An 18363-nucleotide genomic window follows, 5' to 3' on the forward strand; every position below is an offset into this window, starting at 1 on the left:
TGGACAGCGCGTGCGACATGGGGCCCTGGCCGGGGCCCCTTTTTGCGGGCCCCGGACGCGTGCTGGTGTGCGCGCACGATGGTGGAGTCCACCGAGACTGCCCAGTTGAGGTCCTTCTCGGCTGTCGGCCTGCGCGATGAGCGTAGTGAAAACCCGCTCCCAAGTGCCGTCGGCCCACATCCACAGCCGGTTGTAGACCTTTCGCCAGGTGCCGTACTTCCAGGGGAGGTGAACCCGCCACCGACCACCCCGCCTCGGCGTCCGATCCGGGAGCAACGGCCTCTACCGCGGCGGGAGTTGCGGCCGCTGCGCTGTGGGCTGGTGCCGTCGTGGGCGAAGGACGTGAAGGTGGGCGCTCGGATGATCAACGCGCGGGTGGAGACGGTGCACGGGAAGCCCGCCTACCGCCGCGCCTTCACCCGGCGCCGCTGCCTGCTGCCCGCCGACGGCTTCTACGAGTGGGAACAGATCAAGGACCCGGCCACCGGCAAGGCCCGCAAACAGCCGTACTCATCCACCCTGCGTCGGCTCCACCGGTCACGTCGGCCCGTCCTACGGACTCACCTCGCACATCGGCTATCACATCGCCGACGACGACCGTCCCGCTCCCACCATCGCGGCGTGCCTACACCTGCCCGAACTCCGGCCGTACATGAGCGATCCTTCCTACGGGTTCTCCAGACTCTGATCGTCATGCAGCGCAGCGCACCGGTCACCGCCCGCGGGCGCGAGGCGGCCGTCCGTCCCCGCGCCCGCGGGAGCGTGCCGGTCAGCGCAGGGTCAGCGGGGTCTCCGACGCCAGGCGGGACAGCTTCTCCGGGTTGCGGACGTAGTAGAGGCCCGTGATGCGGTCGTCCTCGACACGGATCGCCATGACGCCGTCGACCTCGCCGTCCAAGCGGACGAGGAGCGCGGGGTAGCCGTTGACCTCGGTCGGTTCCGCCGTGAGCGTGCTCTTGATCTTGCCGATGCCTCCGGCGAACATACGGGCCACCTTCTCGGAGCCCCTGACCGGCCGCAGCGCGGCGTGCTTGATGCCGCCGCCGTCGCTCATCAGGACGACCTCCGGGGCCAGCACCTCCAGGAGGGCCTGCGGGTCCCCGGTCTCGATCGCGCGCAGGAAGGACTCCAGCACCGCGTGCCCCTCATGGGAGGGCACCACCTGCCGCGGACGGCGGGCATCGACGTGCTGGCGGGCCCGGTGGGCGATCTGCCGGACGGCGGCGGGGTTCTTGTCGACGGCGGCCGCGATCTCGTCGTAGCCGATGTCGAAGACCTCACGCAGCACGAAGACGACCCGCTCGGTCGGTGACAGCGTCTCCAGGACCAGCATCAGCGCCATCGACACGTTCTCGGCGAGCTCGACCTCCTCGGCCACGTCCGGCGCGGTGAGCAGCGGCTCGGGCAGCCACGGACCGACGTACGCCTCCCGACGGCGCTTGAGGGTGCGCAACCGGTTCAGTGCCTGTCGGGTCGTGATCCGGACCAGGTAACTGCGAGGCTCTCGCACCTGGTCCTGGTCGGCCTTGACCCATCGCAGCCAGGTCTCCTGGAGGACGTCCTCGGCGTCGGCCGCCGACCCGAGAATCTCGTAGGCGACGGTGAAGAGCAGGTTGCGCTGGGCGAGGAACGCCTCGGTCGCCGGGTCGGTGGCGTCGTCGCTCACTGTCGTTCCTTCCCTCGTCCGCGGGCGGCCGACCAGGGCGTCCGGTCACCCGCGACATCTACGACAAGATCCTCCCATCTTGTGCCCGTCAGGCCACCCGGCCGGCGGTGGCACGTGTCGCGGCGTGCCCGGTGCGCAGCAGCTTCCGGCGCTTGGCGACACCTCCCGGCATGCGGTGCAGCTTGTAGGAGCCGGGCTTGTGCGCCTCTCCGGCAAGGTGCCCCGGGATGCTCTTGCAGATCGTCTCCTTGATCCTGGCGCCCAGACCGTCGCTGAGGTGCAGCCACACCGCGACGTCGGACCTGTTGGCGAACTGGTAGACGCCCGCGCTGCGGCCCAGACTGAGGCACTGGGCGCCCAGCGCCTGGTGGATGTCGTCGGGCCGCTCACCGGCGAGCCTGCTCAGTACGGTGTCGGCGGCCCGCGCGCCCAGCGGGATCGCGTTCAGACAGCTCATCCGCAGCGGCAGGCCGGACGGTGCGGCCGAGTCCCCGGCCGCGACGATACGGTCGTCGTCGACACTGGTCAGCGTCTCGTCGGTGAGCAGGCGGCCCACGTCGTCCGTGCTCAGTGCGCTGCGGCGGGCCAGATCCGGCACGCCGAACCCGGCGGTCCAGACGGTCACCTCGCTCGGCAGCTCACGGCCGTCCAGGAGTACAGTGCCGGCGGTCACCTCCGTCACCTTCGCGTCGGGGCCGTCGATCACTGTCACTCCCAGCTCGGCGAGCCGCTCGGCGACCGATCGCCGGGCCCGGGTGCGCAGGTACGGACCGAGGACGCCGCCGCAGACCAGGGTCACCAGGCGCCCGGCCTCCGCCAGCTCGGCGGCGGTCTCGATGCCGGTGGGACCTGCACCGACCACCGTCACCGGGGCCGTCGCGGGTACGGCGTCCAGGGCCGGACGCAGCCGCTGCGCGTCCTCCAGGGTGGCCACCGGGTACGCGTGCTCCTCCGCCCCCGGCACACCCGGGCCGGCGCTGTGGCTGCCCACGGCATAGACGAGGTAGTCGTAACCGAGTGTGCCGCCGTCCTCCAGCGTCACGGCACGCCCGGCCGCGTCGATCCGCGTGACCGTGTCGACCACCAGCCCGACGCCCTCGGCCAGGACGTCCCGGTAGGCGACCACCGCGTCGCCGGAGCCCCCGCCAGCTGGTGCAGGCGGACCCGGTGGACGAAGTCCGGGCGCGGGTTGATCAGCGTGACGGTCACCCCGGTGCGCCACGTCAGACGGTTGGCAGCCATCACGCCCGCGTATCCGCCACCGATCACGACCACCTGCGTGTTGCCGTCATGGTGCCTCCTCTGTTTCCAGGTGCTCAGCCTCAAGACACCGCCTGATCGGCTCCTGTGACATGACGTGAGTCAGATCACTTGAAGGGAGGCTCGGTTTCACCCGCAAAGCAGCAGAGCGGACCCTCGTCCGTCGCCGGGGGAGAAGCAGCCCGGGGCGGCCCGACGCGACGGCCGGTGCGGGTCCGCGCCGGTCGCTCCGGTCGCTGGATCCGCCCGGCGGATCCAGCCCCGCTCCAGGCGCGCTTGAGACGGTTCACGGCATCAGCGACTGAACGGGAGCGACTGAACGGAACGTCGGTCGCTGTCCGGTCACTCGGAGAAAGCACAGGTCAGAGCCGATTTCCGGGCAGGATCAGCGACTTAAGCGACTCAAGGTACGGGTTTGTGAGGACATTCGCGCGTGCGCATGTGTGTGTGCGCGCCCGCGTGTGTGCGTCATATATAGGTACCTTGAGTCGCTTCAGTCGCTGTCTGGGCACTCGTAAGGGCTCTGACCTGGGTCTTTGTGAAGCTACTGAGGGAGCGACTCAAAGTCGTCCAGTCGCTGGGGTCCGTGGAACAGTCGCTGCGTGGGCGCGGGACAGCGGGCAACGGTTCTTCACAGCACCCCCTTCTGCCACCACAGCTTCGCTACTCTGTGGCTGATATTGAGTCGCTTCAGTCGCTCACGGGGGATTGGCATGACTGATGAACTCGGCTTTCCGCGCGGCGACTTACCGGCTGTCCTGCCCGGCCGGAACGCTTCGCGGTCGCTGGCCACCGCCCGCTGGTGCGCGGGGCGGGGCTGGCCGGTTCACCCCCTCGCGCCCGGACGCAAGATCCCTGCGGGCAACTGCACCGCCTGCCGCTCCCACGGGCACACCCACCGCGGATGCGGCTGCCTCGCCAAGGGGCTGTGGTGCCACGGGTTCCGCGCCGCGACCCTGGACTTCGCCCGCATCGAGCAGTGGTGGGGCGCCAACCCCCGCTTCGGCGTCGGGATCGCCTGCGGCCCCGCGGGCCTGGTGGTCATCGACATCGACGCGCACGCGCGCCGACTGCCCGACCGGGACCGGGTCCTGCCCGGGATCCCCATCTCCGACACGGTCGACCTGACCGGACTCGCCAACGGCTTCCACACCATCGGCGTCCTGGCGGCCCTGAGCGGCGCCACGACCCCCGCGGAGGACGACTCGACGCTGCGGGTGCGCACCCCCTCGGGCGGCCTTCATGTGTGGTACCGGGCCCACCGCGGGCACCACTGGCACAGCTCCGCCGGCGCCGGCGCGGGCCGCGCTCTGGCCTGGCAGGTCGACATCCGTGCCCAGGGCGGCTACATCGTCGCCCCGGGCACCGTGACGCAGGCGGGCGTCTACGAGCCCGTGGACGAGGCACGGGAGCCCGCCCCGCTGCCGGACTGGCTCGCCCGCGAACTGGAGCGCACCGGGCACCTGCCGCCCGCTCACGTGCTCGCCCCCCGCCCGGTCCCGCCACGGGCCCGTCAGGCCGTTCTGGCCGCCCGGGGCGGCCACAGTGCCGCTCAACGGGCTCTGGCGCCGCTGCTGGCCGAAGTGACGGCCTGCGCCGCCGTGGCCGAGGGCGCGGGCTTCACCGAGAAACTCAACCGGGCCGCCTACACAGCCGGAGGACTCGTCGCCGCGGGCCTGCTGGACGAGGAGGCGGCCCTGGACGCCCTGACACAGGCGGCCGCGCGCGCCCGGCCGGGCCAGGAGCGGCGCTACGGCGCCGTCATCCGCAGCGGGCTGAGCGCCGGGCGCAGCCACCCGCTCCCCCTGGGAGGGCGCATATGACCGCCGGGCAGGACGACACGCTCTTCGACACCCGTGCGGTCGCCGCGCAGATCCTGGCCCAGCCGGTCCCGCGGCCCCGCCCCGGCGACCACAACGGCCCCCTGCCGCGCGAGCGCAGCGATTGCCTGCCGGGCGTCGAGCCCGCCGGTTCCCTGCTGGCGGGCGAGGCCACCGCGGACGGGCTGCTGCCCGACACGCTCTCCGACCGCGGCAACGCCAAACTGTTCGTCAGGCTCTACGCCGACGACTACCGGCACGTCCCCGGTCTCGGCTGGTTCCGCTGGGACAGCACCCGCTGGCACATCGACGAGGACGACACCGTCCTGTGGGCCGCGGGCGACCTCGCCGAGTCCCTCGCCACCGTCGACCCGCGCGGCGTCTTCAGCACCGTGGCCCTCCAGCAGCACCGGCGCCGCGCGCTGAGCACCAGCGGGATGAACGCGATGCTCCTGCAGGCCAAGTCCGCGCCGGGCATGGTCCTCAAGGCGGGGCTGCTGGACGCCGACCCGTACGCACTGTGCACGCCCGCCGGCATCGTCGACCTGCGCACCGGCCTGATCCGCGCCCCCGACACGAACAGGGACTTCCACTCCCGCTCCACCACCACCCACCCCGAACCGGTGCCCACCCCCCGTTGGGACCGCTTCCTGACCGACACCTTCGGCGACGGGCCCGAAGGCGCGGAGATGATCGACTTCCTGCACCTGCTGCTGGGCTACTCCATCACCGGAGACGTCGGCGCGCAGGTCATGCCGTTCCTTTTCGGGTCCGGCAAGAACGGCAAGTCGGTGCTGCTGGACGTACTGATGAAGCTGCTGGGCGACTACGCGGACGCCGCGCCGCCCGGGTTCCTGATGTCCCGCCCCTACGAGGGGCACCCCACGGACCTGGCCGAACTGCACGGCCGCCGCGTCATCGTGTGCAGCGAGGTCAAGCCCGGCGACCGCTTCGACGAGGCCCGTGTCAAACTGCTCACCGGCGGTGACCGCATCAAGGCCCGCCGGATGCGCCAGGACTTCTTCAGCTTCGCCCCGACCCACAAGCTGTGGCTGCTGGGCAACCACCGCCCCGAGGTCGGCACCGGCGGCTTCGCGTTCTGGCGCCGTATGCGCCTCATCCCTTTCGAACGGGTCGTCTCCGACGAGAACAAGGTCGACAACCTGGCCGACATCCTGGTGACCGAGGAGGGGCCGGGCATCCTCAACTGGCTCATCACCGGCGCGCGCCGCTACCTCGCCGGGGAGAAGGACCTCATGGGCCCCGAACGGGTCCGCATCGCCACGACCGCCTACGCTGAAACCGAGGACCACACAGGGCGTTTCCTGAGCGAATCCTGCCGCCTCCAGCCCGCCTTGAGGGCGGAACAGGCACAGCTCTACGCGGCCTACAAGACGTGGTGTCAGAATGAGGGGGCCCCGGCCGTTTCGTCCCGTGCCTTCGCGACACGGGTCCGTGAGGTGGTGGGACTGGCGTCGCCCAAGGAGATGATCCTGTCCAACCAGCGGAAGTACTACCCGGGCATCGGACTGGTTTCCGACGAGGAGACAGCGTGAGCGCCCTCATCGCAGAAGACGAGATCGAGCACGAGGCCCAACTCGTCTGGCTCGAGGACACCACCGCCCTCGACTACGTGCGCCAGAGCCTGGACCGGCTGCCGACCCGCCGCGGCAGACCCGCCTACCACCGCGACGGCCGCATGGTGGGGTACGCCCTCCTCGGACCGGACGCCAAACCCTCCCGCTCCTCCGGCACCTTCCGCCGACGCGTCTTCTGGCTGCTCCCGCACGACCGGGACAGCGCCCCCGACGGCCTCTACGCCACCGGAGCCCCCGCCGAGGCCGTCGACCCGCGCACCCTGGCGCCGCGCAGCAAGGGCCGCAAGACGGAACGCTCCGAGGGCGGCCCGCCCTCCTCGGCGACGTGGGAAGCGGTCACGCTTCCGCAGTGACCAAGCCGCCGCGACCAAGCCGTGCGGGCCGACGCTGCCCCGCACAGACGTCACGGCCCCGCTGCCCGGCGGTCTTCCCCGGGCAGCGGGTACCGGAAGGTCCCGGCCTACAGCCCCGTACCGCCGGACGCGTCGATGCATTGGCCCGTCACCCAGCGCGAGTCGTCGGAGGCGAGGAAGGCCACGACGTCCGCGATGTCCGCCGCCTGTCCTATGCGGTCGAACACCGAGAGCGCGGCGTGGGCCGCCTCCGCCTCCGGCGTGGACCAGCGCTGCTTGTTCAGCTCCGTCCTGACGAAGCCCGGCGACACCGAGTTGACCGTGATCTGCCGGGACCCCAGCTCCTTGGCGAGCGTGCGGGTGAGCGCCTCCAGGACGCTCTTGGCCATGGTGTAGGCGAGGGCGGAGGTGGAGCGCCACACGGGTGAAGGGCTGCCGCGGCTGCGGGAGGGAGGCCGGATCGTCAACATCAGCTCGGCGGCCCGCGGCGCCTTGGCGAGCACGGCCATCAGCCGGTCGAAGTCCTACGGCGTCACCTCCGCCACCCCGCCGCGGATGTTGAAGCCCGCGTTGTTGACCAGCACGTCCAGCGCCACCGGCTCGCCCAGCTCCTCCAGGCAGCGGTCGAAGCGTTCGTACAGCATCCTGGTGTCGTCCGGTACGCCGAGCGGGGCGCCAGTTGCTGGTGGGGGAGCGCGGGGGCGTGGTCCATGCGCAGGATGTGGGGCCAGGTGGGGCGGGCGGGGTGCGGGACGGCCATCTCCGCCAGCAGCAGGGCTGCATCCACGGCCTTGGTCGCGTGCGGGCACAGCACGGCGGCGAGGATGGCGCGGGTGGCGACGTCGATGGCGATGGTGAGTTCGGGGCGGGCGAGGCGGCCGTCGTCGAAGAGGGCGAGGACGTCAAGGCAGGTGGTGTCGATCTGGACCTGCTCGCCGGGCCGCAAGGCCGTGGTGGGAGTGAAGGCGCGCCCGTCGAAGCTCGCGGGCGTGGGCCGGACGGGTCCGGTGGGCAGTTCGCCGGGGCGGGCCAGGGTGGTGACAAGCCTGTACAGCGTGGCCTGGGACGGCGCGGGCACGGTGCCGGGGCCGTGCCGGTCCTCGAGGATCTGGTTGATCAGCGGGAACAGGCCGTTGATGGTGCCTTTGGAGCGGCCGCGCCGGCGGCGCAGCGCCTCGCGGACGGCGGCGACGACCCGTTCGTCGGCCCGCCCGGTGGGCGTGGGAGCCCGGGTACTGCGGTGGTCGAGGAGCCCCCACAGGCCTTGTTTGCGGTAGGCGAGCCGCATGCGCTGCACCGTGGTGCGCGAGACGCGGCCGAAGCCGAGCACGGTCAGCTCCTCGGCTTTGGCCAGTTCCCGCTCGGCCAGCGTGCGCCGTGCGGGGTCGTACTGCGGCCGCACCGCCCCTTCGCTGCCGGGCCCGCCGGCACGGCCGCATTCGACTTCCCTGACGTGCCGCTGCCAGGCCAGTGCTTTCTCGCGCGCCGCGGCGGGGGCGCTCTCGAACAGCCCCCACTGCGGGGCCGCCTGGGGCGCGTCGGCCCCGATGACGGTGAAGCCGGGGTCGGCGAACAGATGCCCGGCGAGCACCACCTGGCCGCCTCCATCCGGGCCGAGGAGGTGGATGTCCTGCCCGGACAAGGCGACCACCTGCCACTTCACGCCGCCAAAGCGGACATGCGCCCCGACCTTCACGGCCGGCCGGGCAGTGCGCCGCGCGCTCACCCGGCGCCGTCCGTCTTGGCCAGGCTCCAGCCCTGGGGGCCGACCAGGACACGTTCGTGCAGCGGCGTCTCCAGGTCTGCCGTCACCCGTCCGTGCCACAGAGCGTTAAAGACGGCGGGCAGGACCTCGATCGGGTCGCCGACTGCTTCGGCGCCTTCGATCAGCGGCCGCGGCCGGGTGAACGTCTTAAGGACTGCCGCGGTCAGGCCGGGACGGCCGGCGTTGCGGGGGTGGCGGTAGCCGGCCAGCCATTTCAGGTTGGCGGCCGCCACGTCATCGAGCGGTGTCAGGCGCCGGTAGGTCCAGCCGATGTGCGCGCACGCCTCGGTGACCGCCTGGGCGGCGCGCAGGGCACGTTCGCCGCCGGCGTCTGGGTGGCTGGGGCAGTCGGCCAGCAGAGCGGTGCCGTCGGTGTAGCGGGCGAAGAGCTGCGGCACCCAGGAACGCACCTGTCCGCGGGGGTTGCGCCACAGCAGGCGCACCGGCCGCCCTGCCAGGGCGGTCACGTCCGGGTCGCGGTCCAGGGCCATCAGCGACGAGCTTTCTCGGCGCTGCCGCAGGTCCTTCAGCCGCCGTCTTCCTCCTGGCCGGCCGTCAGCAGGTTCATCAAGGCGTCAGCGGACATTCCCGCCCACTGGGCGACCTCGTCCAGGGGCATCCCGGCGTTCAGCGCGGCCAGGGCGGTCCGTTTCCAGGCGTTGTCGATCAGGGCGGCGCTGTGGCGGAGGTTGCGCAGGAGCTGCTGAGCGACGTCGGCGGTCGGCCCGGTCTGAACCCCGCGCAGCTGCAGTAGCTGCTCCTCAGCACTCTCGATCGCCCGGGTGATCAGGGTGCGTTGTTCGGCGGGCACCGCTGCCCGCCACATCCTCCCCGAGCCGGGCGCCTTCTTCTCCTTGCCCAGCACCCGCAGCTGCCCGGCCATGGTCGCGCTCTGGTGTTCCCGGCGCAGCCACCAGGGGTCGTTGTCGTATCCGGGGGCCCGTCGGCACCGCGGCGGATGCGGATGACGCTGCCCATCCAGGAGGTCAGCGGGCCGCCGTGGTTCGGTCGCGGCCAGCGGCCCCAGCCATGGGCGGCCCACCCGCTCGCCGAGCCGGCGGAAAAACGCCCCGTCGGCGGGCAGCGGCCGTGGCCGCCCGGCCCCGCTGTCCCGCCACACCAGCTCGGCCATGGCGGGGTCCAGCAGTGCGTCGGCGACGGCCACCACCTCGGGGAAGACGGCCGCGTCCCGGCCCACGATCCGCCACTGCTCCAGGTCAGTCCCGGCGCTGCCGCCGGCGACGTGGTGCAGGCGCTGCGGCCAGATGGTCTCGTGCTCCCAGTGAAGGGCCTGTTCCCACCACCGGGCCACCACCGCATGGGCCAGCGCGAACACCCGCTCCGGCTCTGCTCCGGCCCGTACCGCCCGCCGCGCCACCCCGGTCCAACCGCCGCTGCGCCGCGGCCACCTCCGGCAGCTGTCGCACGTCCAGATGTTCCAGCGGCTGGTCGGCGTCCGCGTCCAGGAGCCACCTGCCGTGCTGCACGCACATCCGCTCCCAGAGCGGCGCGTACCGCACCATCCGCACGGCCGTCCCCGTGCGCCGGGCCGCGCACAGTCGGCAGCCGAAGGCGACCGGCCCGGCGACCGCGCCGCCGATCCGCCACGCCGCCGCCGGCACCCCGTCCTGCCTGTCCGGCAGCTTGCCGTCCTGCTGCCCCCAGGACGGTAACGCCCGCGCCAGCACGTCCTCGGTGACGCCGCACAGGCCTGCCAGGAGCTGCCGTCCGTCTGCGTTCAACAGCACCTCGGCATCGGCCCGCGCACCCCCGCCGTCGTGCCCGGGCTGGTAGTTGCGCCAGTGCCAGCACGACCGCAACACCTTCGCCTCCAGCCCGTAGCGGCTCGCGATACGGCAGATCAGCGACGAGGTCGTCTCTCCCTGCAGGGGAGCGATCCGCAGGAGGCCGGGGTAATGGGTCACTCCAGCACGGTCTCGTCTTCGCCGTCCCGGCGGGCGATTTCGCAATGGATGCCCAGCAGATCGAGACCACCTCACCCCTGCCGACCGGAGCCGTCGCGATCAAGGCGACCCTCAGCGGCCGCCCCGGTGCCGGCTCGTCTCACAGCGCCAGACCCGCGCCTCCTCCCCAGGGCCGCCACCCGACTCGACGGGCCCTTCCAACTCCACGCCAGAGCGATTTCCTGCCACTTCCTGCAACCCCTGTGACCTGCGAAAACGATGCGACAGACGGGGAAGCGGGGGGAGTTGGGAAAAAATGTTGCCGTCCGGCATCCGGATCCGGGCCCCAGCGGCGTGTAAGGGATGAGGGCCTCGGCCTTCATCAACGAGTTCGTCACTACTGGGAGGCCTGGTCGATGACTTGGTCGTACTGGGTGGGAGCGGGCGGGGTGTCACTTCCCGTGCTGGTCCTGCTGTTCTTCGCGATGCGCCGTGCCAAGGGCGTCGTGGAGATGCTTGTGAAGGCGCACATCGAGACCCGGGCGGAGCGCGAGCAGCGCGCCACCATGGTCGCGATGGCGCAGTCCCTGCCCGACGGCGGCGCCGCAGCCCGCTTCGAGGAGGGACGGCCGGCGTGGCTGTTCCGCAAGGACGCAGCCGACCCGGCTGGCCACCGGGCCATCGCCACGCGGGAGGCTGCGTGAGCGAGGCCGCACCGGGAGTGGACTTCGAGTCCTTCGTCCTTGAGACGGCCGAGGTGTTCTCCCGACAGGCCCGGGCCCAGGCGGGCGACCTGCACAGCGCCCAGGACGCTGTGCAGGACGTCTACCTGAACATGTACCGCCGGTGGGACAAGCTCATCGCCGGGCAGGGTTCTTTGACCGCCTACGGCCGCATCGCGGTGAAGCGGGCGGTCATTGACCAGTTCCGCCGCAACAAGCGGATGGTCACGGTGCCCGTTCATGAACTGCCGGAAACTGAATCAGGCATCGGTATCCCCGAGGCCGCATACGAAATGATCAAGGAAGGTATCGACGAACTTGTCGCAAGCCTTCCTGCGAAGCAGCGCGAGGTCATCACCTTGTGTGTTCTGGGTGACCTCAGCATTGAAGTGGTTGCGCAGCGCCTCCGGATTAAGGAGGAGTCGGTGAAGCGCTACATCAAAGCCGCCGCCAACAACCTGAAGAAGTCCATCAACGAGCACAGCGAGGAGGCAACCGCATGACGTACCTGTCCGCTTGGACGCACCAGCCCGAGGAGCGGGGAGCCATCCGGCTCCTCGCTCTGTGGCTGCTGCTCGAAGGCTGTGAGCAGGCAGTTTCCAAGAGTCCTCGGATCGGCGAGGACTCTGTCCAGGCGGAGGGGGGCCAGCCTTCGGGCTGGCCCCCGGCCCCCGCCGCCTGCCCGGACAATCCCGGAAACGGAAATCATCGGCTCAGCGTATTCCGTGAACTACGCGCTCTCCTGAAGAGGGAAGTCGATGATTCCGCAACACCAGAAGAAACACGTCGTGTAGCAGAAATCCTTGAGTTCCTGGACAGGGATGATGAAGCGCGAAGCTGGTGGGAAAAAGCAGCTCTCAAGGGCGACGAAGATGCGCGAGACTATCTTTATGTCCTCGACTCTGAGAGGGAAGAGAAACTATCGCCATGCTCTGGGCAAGACGGAGAACGCATCGATGAAGCCTTCAGGTCGTTCGTGAGTGGCTTCGTATGCCCATCCGCTGGTGTTCGCGTAGCCGCAGAGAGAGTCGATTCGGCTTTGGGGGAAGCCGGGATCGAGCTGTCTGAAGCAACGCAAGCTCTAGTGCGTGAGATCGAGGACTTCCTGACGCACCTAGGCCACACCACCGGCGGGCCGCGATGCTGAGCCGCTGCTCCGCTTCTTGCCCCCAGACAGGAGTGTCTGTATAGACCAGCCTCCGTAAAGCCTTCGCGCTAGAAGGCCAGACGACTCGTTGAAGTGGCGGCCGCCCCGATCCCAAGGGGCGGCCGCCACTGCGTTGGGCGTGAAAGGTCCGTAAGTCGTTTTACGGAGCTGCCCTGATGGCGGCCGAGCAGCCCGCACTGCTGGTGCCACAGAGATACGCCGCTGACGATCTCCTGCGCTCTCTCCGGTGAAAGCGGCTCGACGACCGCGCGCTCAGATGACCTCGACCCCGCCAGCGTCCTGCACCGTCCCCACACCCGAACACGAGACCTCATCGACTCCCGCACCGTTCCCACAACAGCAGTTCGCGCTCGGAGACCGGCTGACTGGCAAGGCGACGACACATCGAACGTCCAGGACCGTGACTCGGTCGGCGTCAGGTCAGTAGTCGAGGTCGAGGTAGTCGATGTCGTTGAGGGTGACGTCGGAGAGTCCTGCGGCGCGGGCTCCGCCGTCCTGGAAGTAGATCTCTTTGAATCCTTCGGCGATGATCTGGCGCATCTGGTGGTCGCCGGCGCCGGTGTTGCGGGCGTCGAAGAGGCGTTGTGCGTAGGCCGGGGGAAGGTGCACGGTCAGGCGCCGGAATCTTCCGTCGTCGGTGGTGCCGATGGGTGCGGTGTAGCCGAACCGGGCGCGGGTCTCCACGGTGATCCCGGTCGCGGTGGCCGCCTGCTGCTGTCGGCGTTTGCGTACCTGGGGCTGCCATCGCTGCCGTACCGCGTTGTCGATCTTGGCGGCGATGTCGGGGCGGGCGTGTTTGCGGGCGCCGCGGCGGTAGCGGTTGACGGAGTCGGCGGTGACGCCGATCTCGCGTGCGACGGCCTTCGCGCTGCCCAACTGCCGGATCAGGTAGCCGATCTGCCCCTTGAGCGTCTTGGGCGGTTGGCGGGTGAAGGCTTCCCGGTCGGCCCGCTCGATGGCCTCGTCGATCTCCCCCACGGCCTTATTCTCCTTCGTCCAGGACGGCGTCGCCGCCCTTGATGTGGCGGGCGGGGTTGTGGCCCTGTTCCATGAGGTCGACTGCCCAGAGCATGGACTGGACGCCTTCGAGTTTGGCCAGGCCTGGGGTAGGTCCGAGGCGGAAGCCGCCGGGCTGGGGCTTGCCGCTGGCGGCGTAGGGCAGGAAGTCCAGCGGGCTCTCCCCGGGGGAGGGGTAGACGACGCAGTCGGAGAGTACGGCGAGCGGATACAGGCCCGTCATGGCGGCCATGTTGCGCAGTTTGCGGTGCATGTTGATGCGGGCCTTGGAGATGACGGCGGCGCGGATGTCGGGGCGCCAGGTCGGCCGCTGGAGGGCCGGCCACCGCTCACCCTCCTGGTACTTCTTGCCCTGGGGGCGTTCGCGCAGCTTGCCGATACCGCCCTTGACGGTGGCCTTGATGGCGGCGAGGACGGCGGCCAGGGCGGGATCGGCGTCCTTGTGCTGCTCCATCGCCGCCAGGAACTCCGCGTCGCTCAGGTCCTTGGTGACGCCGAGGTCGGCGAGGGTGTCGACGTAGGCGTTCTTCAGCCGGTCGTGCCACGGGTCGAGGTAGGCGCCGGTCTCGCGGCGCAGGTACGCCTCAATGGGCTGGACGCTGTAGCCGAGTTCCTGGGCGTAGGCGACGGTGTGCGTCTGATACCAGGCCGGGCCCGTCGGCCGGGTGCCGTCCGGCGTGAACGGCGAGGGCAGGCGCGGGTCCACCTCGACGTGGGAGAGGTCGACCAGCCAGGAACCGGGGATCTTCGGGTTGAACGTCGGGGCGTGGAAGTGGTCCGGGGCGGACAGGCCGACTACCAGGCGGGCCGCGGCGGCGAGAAAGGCGGTGTTGAGGTCGAGGCCTACCGCGTACGGCAGCGTGCACTCCTCATCGTTGAGCAGGTTTACCGGCCGCACCCACTGGTACGCCTCCTCATTGAGAAAGCCGCCGTTCCAGCCGCTGTCGACGACGACGGGGTGTTCCGGGGTGGCCTCGGGCGGGGCCGGGTCCATCGGCTCCGTGCCCAGTGAGCCGGGGTTGTGGCCGGGCACCCAGTTCCCCGTCTGCGGGTCCTGCACCGCGCGGGTGGGCGGGCGCAGCGCGGTCATCAGTTCCAGCCCGGACACGGCCGTGGAGCCGCGCGGGGTGATGACCCGAGTCGCGTACACCCCCAGGATGCGCGCGATGTCAGTCGGCTCCATTTTGCTCACACCGGGCCAGGACCGCTCATCGAGGGCGTCCCACGACAGGATCGCCAGCTGCACGCACTGCCGCTCACGCCCCTGGACCTTGCGGTAGATCCTTGCCCACGGCCCGAACCCACGCTGGGTGAGCCGCCATTTCGCTTTCACCACCTGCTTGACCACGGGGTGGTCCTCCGGCAGGCGCAGGGAACGGCGCTGCTCATGGCCTTCCAGGCGCTCGGGCAGCCCGAGCTTCACGGCGGCCGCGGCGGTGAGCACGATGAGCGGGTCGCTGTCCTTGCCGTTGCGGTGCAGACGCGGCGCACCGAGCCCGGACTCGCGCAGCGTCCACTCCACCAGCTCCACCACGCTTGTCGCCGGGCAGTCGAGCACGATGCCGCCCGTGCCGTACGCGGAGCCGTCACCGTCCAGGACCGCGAGCGGGCCGTGCGGGAACCGCGGATCGGCTGCCGGCCTCGCAGCCTTCTGAGGGGCCGGGCGCCGCGATGCCGCGGCAGGCCGGGTGGCGGGACGCGCCGGGCCCACACCTGGAACGTCGACAGGCTGCGGGGCGCCTGCCGGCTCCATCTCGGACGCGGCCGGTGCGGCAGGCGCTGCCGGCACCGTCGCGGCCCCCGGCGCGGCACCGGGGGCCGGATACTTTGCCGCCCACCCGTTCAGCAGCCGCTGGTAGGCATCCAGGCGCGGCGACTTCGGCTCGCTGCGGCCGTTCTCCCAGTTCTTCACCGACTGGGTCGTCGTCTTCAACGCGGTGGCGAGGCGGGCCTGAGTGATGCCGGCAGCCTCACGCAGCCGGGCCCGCTCCGCCGGAGGCGGCAGGTGCGGCTCCTCATTCAGTAGAGCGTCGACAGACGCGAACAGCTCTTCCTCAGATGGCATGCACCGCACCCTTTACTCGAGGGCCAACCAAAACTTATCCACTAACTTACCCCTTCCCTTAACCTTCTGCAGCCCATTCGAGTCCCAGCGCGGCGAGCGCCTGGAGTTTGTCGGCGGTGAGTTTGGAGCGGCGGGTTTTCTGGTTCATGGTCCAGACTCCGAGCTTGACCTCTGTGCCGTCTTCCAGCGTCTCTACGTGCCCCCTGGGCACTGTCAGGTGCCCTTCTCGGGTCTTGTACTGCGTGAGGGCCGCAACGCCGCGCTCGAAGGCGCTCAGCGGCGTCGCGGACGGCCCCGCGGGTGCCTCCGGCTCCGGGGCGAGTGGTGTGATGCCGAGCTGCTCGAGGCGTTCGCGCTGCCCATCTGTCAGGGCTTGCCAGACCTCGGGCTTGCGCTGCTTGGCCAGCCATTTCCCGATGTCCATGCCGTGGACCGTGAACCCGGGCAAGACCTCCGCCTGGCCCTCTTCGTCGGCGACCAGCTCGCGTAGTGCGGCGTAGTGGCGTTGCCACTCCGCCGGCCAGTCCGGGTTCCAGTCCTCGTCTACGGCTTCCAGCGCGGTCTTCCATTCGGGGTGTCCGTCCAGCGCACCGGGCCGGCGCAAATTCGAGAGCCACTGTCCCACCGGTCGGTCCAGCATGGTGGCGGAGCGGGGTGCGCAGAGTGTCCAGTGCTGGTCGTAGTAGGCCTTGGCGGCTTCCAGGTTCTCCTGGAAGCGTTCATCTGCCAGGGACCAGACCATGCCGAGTTGTTCGAGCCGGCGGGCGCGTTGGCCGGTCATCTGTCCGGCTGTGTAGGCGCGTCGTTGTTCTGCGACCCATTGTCCAAGCGGTGTGGCGCCCTCGCGGTGTCCGTAGGGCACGCGGGCGTTCCCGACCCGTTCGACGTACGTCTTCAGTTTCGCCCAGGCGCGGGCCCAGTCCTGGCGTTCGGTGTCGATCACGTTGAAGGAGACCCAGTCCGCGACCATCACCGGGTCACGCGGGGCGGCGAAACGGAGCAGCAACCGCGATTCTTCCGCGCCGTCTTCTAGCGCGATACCGATGTTCACAGACGGTTGCGCGACGTCTTTCTGGGGCTCCTGGGGAATCGCCAGCAATTCCACCACCTCTTCATCGTGAGCCCGCAGCCCTTCCAGGACTTTCACCAGAGGCCGGTAGGAGCCGGAGGTGAACATGTCCTCGGGCTGCTCCCCGGGCTGGAGGAAGACGGGCACGATCAGGGAGGCCAATTTCCCCTGTCCGGGCTTCTGCCGGAGTGCCCGGCCGATGGCCTGGACGATGTCGTGCGGCGCCCCCTTCGGGTCCAGTAGAGCCACTGAGTCCACCGCGCGGATGTCGACGCCCTCGCCCAGGACACGGCAGTTCGAGAGCACGGCCCGCTGCGCCGTGGACCCGAACGAGCCGAGAACCTCCTGCCGACGCTGAGGGACGTGCTCGCCGCACAGCCAGTCCGCCCAGATCCGCTTCGGGTACGTCTCGGGCTGATCCACGTGCAGCTTCGCCGCGACGCGCTCCAAGCCCTCCGCGTACGCCTGTGCCTCGATGGTCCGGTGGTGGAAGGTGATGCACGTCGACAGCTCATGCTGCGCCATCGTGTGCAGGAGCGCGGCCTGCAAGGCCCCCAGCCGCTGCCCGCGCACCTCTTCGGTGTGCCGCTCCTCGCCCATCAGCCGCTCGGGTGTGACGACAGGGTCCTTCAGCTCCAGCACGATGATCTGGTACCGCGCCAACAAGCCCCGCGAGACGGCAGATGCGAGCGAGAGCTTGTACAGGACGGGCCCGAAGACCTTCTCGTCATCCATGGACGCCGCCATCTCCCGCGGCAGCGGATCCCGCACCCCCTCAGCAACCTCCCGACTGAGCCGCTCCTCCCAGATCCGCGGCGTCGCCGTCAGATACAGCCGCCGCAACGCCGGGATGACGCTCTGGTCGTGGATGTCCGCCCACGCCTTCCCCATCGACCCCGACGTCCGGTGCGCCTCATCAACCACCGCCAAGTCCACCGGGTCCAACTGCTGCCCGTACACGCCCTCGAACGCCTCCGCCAGAACACCCAAAGACGCGTAGGTGGCGTAGATGGTCACCGGCCCCTGTCCGTGCCACAGCGCCAACTGGATCGGGTTCGTCGTGGAGCGCACCTTCAACGACCACAGCCCCGGATCGTCCTGAAGCGAACACACCGCAACCGCCGGCCCCTTGTGCCCGGCCTCGTGCCACGCCCTCACCGTCTGCGCCAGCAGATCCAGCGTCGGCACCAGCACGAGCACACGCCCCCTGGGCACAAGCCGCCTCGCCGACGCGGCAGCCATGATGGTCTTCCCCGTCCCACACGCCGCGTGCACCTGCCCACGAAGACCATTCCAGGGAATACCACCCGGCGGAACATCAAGACCCCGCACAATGGCAGCAACGGCCTCGATCTGGTGATCACGCAGCTTCACGACCATGCCCCCGTGTTCTCCTTTTCGCGGAATGCAGCGCGTAATAGAAAATGGAATCCAGGCGCAAGGTGCGCGACGGTAGGGGTGTAACATCTGATCCCAGACTCTACACAGTCTCAACTCGTGATGCATCACCCGCATACCAACTTTGCACTCGAGGGTGGCACAGTGACTCAATCCATCCGCGAACGGCCGGTTGCCCTGTATGCTGACAGGTCATTGGCTGAAACATGTCGGGACAGGTTAGACAGTGAGGGAGGGGTTCAGGGTGGAGCGCAGCGGAACCCGTCACTACAACGAGGCCGGCACCCCGTCAGTCCGACGGCCCGTCACATTCGTTACTGAGATGGTAGCTTGGAATCTCAATCCCCACACAGTCCCGCAAGTGATGCACCCGCCCCTTACTGCCAGCCCCAGGAATCCCGCTTGCGGGATTCCATCAATTCGCGCGCGCGCGAATTGACACACACTCAGAATTCCGCTTGCGGAATTCGATTCCCGCGCTTGCGCGGGAATCTGGCGGAGCGTCAGCGGAGCCGTTTCTTATGCAGCGCGCCAGCGCTGCATAACCCGCTCCGCGGG

Annotated in this window: 15 protein-coding genes and 2 pseudogenes; 7 read left to right on the forward strand and 10 right to left on the reverse strand. The window is 69.8% G+C overall.

Features of this window, described 5'->3' with window-relative positions:
• Nucleotides 1-129: 129 nt before the first annotated feature.
• Nucleotides 130-510 (forward strand): annotated as a pseudogene (locus ACZ39I_RS39820) (SOS response-associated peptidase family protein); the annotation flags it as partial.
• Nucleotides 511-769: 259 nt separating this feature from the next.
• On the opposite strand, the gene ACZ39I_RS39825 reads toward ACZ39I_RS39820, so the two are convergent.
• Both ACZ39I_RS39825 and ACZ39I_RS39830 read right to left on the reverse strand, forming a co-directional pair.
• Nucleotides 770-1666, reverse strand: coding sequence for an RNA polymerase sigma-70 factor (locus ACZ39I_RS39825; RefSeq protein ID WP_467250344.1), 897 nt, complete (start codon nucleotides 1664-1666; stop codon nucleotides 770-772).
• An 88-nt stretch (nucleotides 1667-1754) separates the two neighbouring features.
• Nucleotides 1755-2908 (reverse strand): annotated as a pseudogene (locus ACZ39I_RS39830) (NAD(P)/FAD-dependent oxidoreductase).
• 731 nt (nucleotides 2909-3639) lie between these two features.
• Here ACZ39I_RS39830 and ACZ39I_RS39835 point away from each other — a divergent pair.
• The 3 genes from ACZ39I_RS39835 to ACZ39I_RS39845 are packed head-to-tail and all read left to right on the forward strand — an operon-like array spanning nucleotide 3640 to nucleotide 6697.
• Nucleotides 3640-4749 (forward strand): bifunctional DNA primase/polymerase, encoded by a 1110-nt coding sequence (locus ACZ39I_RS39835; protein WP_467250346.1) that lies wholly within the window; start codon nucleotides 3640-3642, stop codon nucleotides 4747-4749.
• Nucleotides 4746-6302, forward strand: coding sequence for a DNA primase family protein (locus ACZ39I_RS39840; RefSeq protein ID WP_467250348.1), 1557 nt, complete (start codon nucleotides 4746-4748; stop codon nucleotides 6300-6302). Before ACZ39I_RS39835 ends, ACZ39I_RS39840 begins: the two co-directional genes overlap by 4 nt.
• Nucleotides 6299-6697, forward strand: a complete 399-nt coding sequence (locus ACZ39I_RS39845) for a DUF6009 family protein (protein ID WP_467250350.1) — start codon at nucleotides 6299-6301, stop codon at nucleotides 6695-6697. The genes ACZ39I_RS39840 and ACZ39I_RS39845 overlap by 4 nt, the downstream gene beginning before the upstream one ends.
• Before the next feature lie 107 nt (nucleotides 6698-6804).
• Here ACZ39I_RS39845 and ACZ39I_RS39850 read toward each other — a convergent pair whose 3' ends face one another.
• The 5 genes from ACZ39I_RS39850 to ACZ39I_RS39870 are packed head-to-tail and all read right to left on the reverse strand — an operon-like array spanning nucleotide 6805 to nucleotide 10387.
• Nucleotides 6805-7206, reverse strand: coding sequence for an SDR family oxidoreductase (locus ACZ39I_RS39850; protein WP_467250352.1), 402 nt, complete (start codon nucleotides 7204-7206; stop codon nucleotides 6805-6807).
• 23 nt (nucleotides 7207-7229) lie between these two features.
• Entirely contained in the window at nucleotides 7230-8360 is a 1131-nt protein-coding gene (locus ACZ39I_RS39855) for a hypothetical protein (RefSeq protein ID WP_467250353.1), read from the reverse strand.
• Between the two features lie 59 nt (nucleotides 8361-8419).
• A complete protein-coding gene (locus ACZ39I_RS39860) occupies nucleotides 8420-8992 on the reverse strand; it encodes a TnsA-like heteromeric transposase endonuclease subunit (protein WP_467250378.1) in 573 nt (190 codons plus the stop codon).
• Nucleotides 8989-9774: a hypothetical protein gene (locus ACZ39I_RS39865; protein WP_467250355.1), complete on the reverse strand. Its 786-nt coding sequence runs from the start codon at nucleotides 9772-9774 to the stop codon at nucleotides 8989-8991. Before ACZ39I_RS39865 ends, ACZ39I_RS39860 begins: the two co-directional genes overlap by 4 nt.
• Nucleotides 9680-10387, reverse strand: coding sequence for a TniQ family protein (locus tag ACZ39I_RS39870; protein ID WP_467250357.1), 708 nt, complete (start codon nucleotides 10385-10387; stop codon nucleotides 9680-9682). Before ACZ39I_RS39870 ends, ACZ39I_RS39865 begins: the two co-directional genes overlap by 95 nt.
• Nucleotides 10388-10782: 395 nt before the next feature.
• On the opposite strand from ACZ39I_RS39870, the gene ACZ39I_RS39875 reads away from it, so the two are divergent.
• Genes ACZ39I_RS39875 through ACZ39I_RS39885 form a run of 3 tightly spaced genes read left to right on the forward strand, consistent with a single transcriptional unit; the run spans nucleotide 10783 to nucleotide 12235 of the window.
• On the forward strand, nucleotides 10783-11070 hold the full coding sequence (locus tag ACZ39I_RS39875; protein WP_467250359.1) for a hypothetical protein: 288 nt from the start codon (nucleotides 10783-10785) through the stop codon (nucleotides 11068-11070).
• On the forward strand, nucleotides 11067-11591 hold the full coding sequence (locus tag ACZ39I_RS39880) for an RNA polymerase sigma factor (RefSeq protein WP_467250361.1): 525 nt from the start codon (nucleotides 11067-11069) through the stop codon (nucleotides 11589-11591). The genes ACZ39I_RS39875 and ACZ39I_RS39880 overlap by 4 nt, the downstream gene beginning before the upstream one ends.
• Complete coding sequence (locus tag ACZ39I_RS39885) at nucleotides 11588-12235, forward strand: hypothetical protein (protein WP_467250363.1); 648 nt, start codon at nucleotides 11588-11590, stop codon at nucleotides 12233-12235. Before ACZ39I_RS39880 ends, ACZ39I_RS39885 begins: the two co-directional genes overlap by 4 nt.
• A gap of 441 nt (nucleotides 12236-12676) precedes the next feature.
• Here the strand turns inward: ACZ39I_RS39885 and tpg are convergent, their stop codons facing one another.
• The 3 genes from tpg to ACZ39I_RS39900 are packed head-to-tail and all read right to left on the reverse strand — an operon-like array spanning nucleotide 12677 to nucleotide 17787.
• Entirely contained in the window at nucleotides 12677-13234 is a 558-nt protein-coding gene (gene tpg, locus ACZ39I_RS39890) for a telomere-protecting terminal protein Tpg (protein ID WP_467250365.1), read from the reverse strand.
• 4 nt (nucleotides 13235-13238) lie between these two features.
• Entirely contained in the window at nucleotides 13239-15338 is a 2100-nt protein-coding gene (tap, locus tag ACZ39I_RS39895; protein WP_467250366.1) for a telomere-associated protein Tap, read from the reverse strand.
• 58 nt (nucleotides 15339-15396) lie between these two features.
• A complete protein-coding gene (locus ACZ39I_RS39900; RefSeq protein WP_467250368.1) occupies nucleotides 15397-17787 on the reverse strand; it encodes a helicase associated domain-containing protein in 2391 nt (796 codons plus the stop codon).
• Nucleotides 17788-18363: the final 576 nt, after the last annotated feature.

Source organism: Streptomyces sp. NPDC024687, from assembly GCF_055559055.1.

What these genes read in the sequence shown, in the direction of transcription:
- ACZ39I_RS39850 (WP_467250352.1), bottom strand. Translation starts at nt 7,206, where the DNA reads ATGGCCGTGCTCGCCAAGGCGCCGCGGGCCGCCGAGCTGATGTTGACG.
- ACZ39I_RS39885 (WP_467250363.1), top strand. Translation starts at nt 11,588, where the DNA reads ATGACGTACCTGTCCGCTTGGACGCACCAGCCCGAGGAGCGGGGAGCC.
- ACZ39I_RS39835 (WP_467250346.1), top strand. Translation starts at nt 3,640, where the DNA reads ATGACTGATGAACTCGGCTTTCCGCGCGGCGACTTACCGGCTGTCCTG.
- tap (WP_467250366.1), bottom strand. Translation starts at nt 15,338, where the DNA reads ATGCCATCTGAGGAAGAGCTGTTCGCGTCTGTCGACGCTCTACTGAAT.
- ACZ39I_RS39900 (WP_467250368.1), bottom strand. Translation starts at nt 17,787, where the DNA reads ATGGTCGTGAAGCTGCGTGATCACCAGATCGAGGCCGTTGCTGCCATT.
- ACZ39I_RS39840 (WP_467250348.1), top strand. Translation starts at nt 4,746, where the DNA reads ATGACCGCCGGGCAGGACGACACGCTCTTCGACACCCGTGCGGTCGCC.
- ACZ39I_RS39875 (WP_467250359.1), top strand. Translation starts at nt 10,783, where the DNA reads ATGACTTGGTCGTACTGGGTGGGAGCGGGCGGGGTGTCACTTCCCGTG.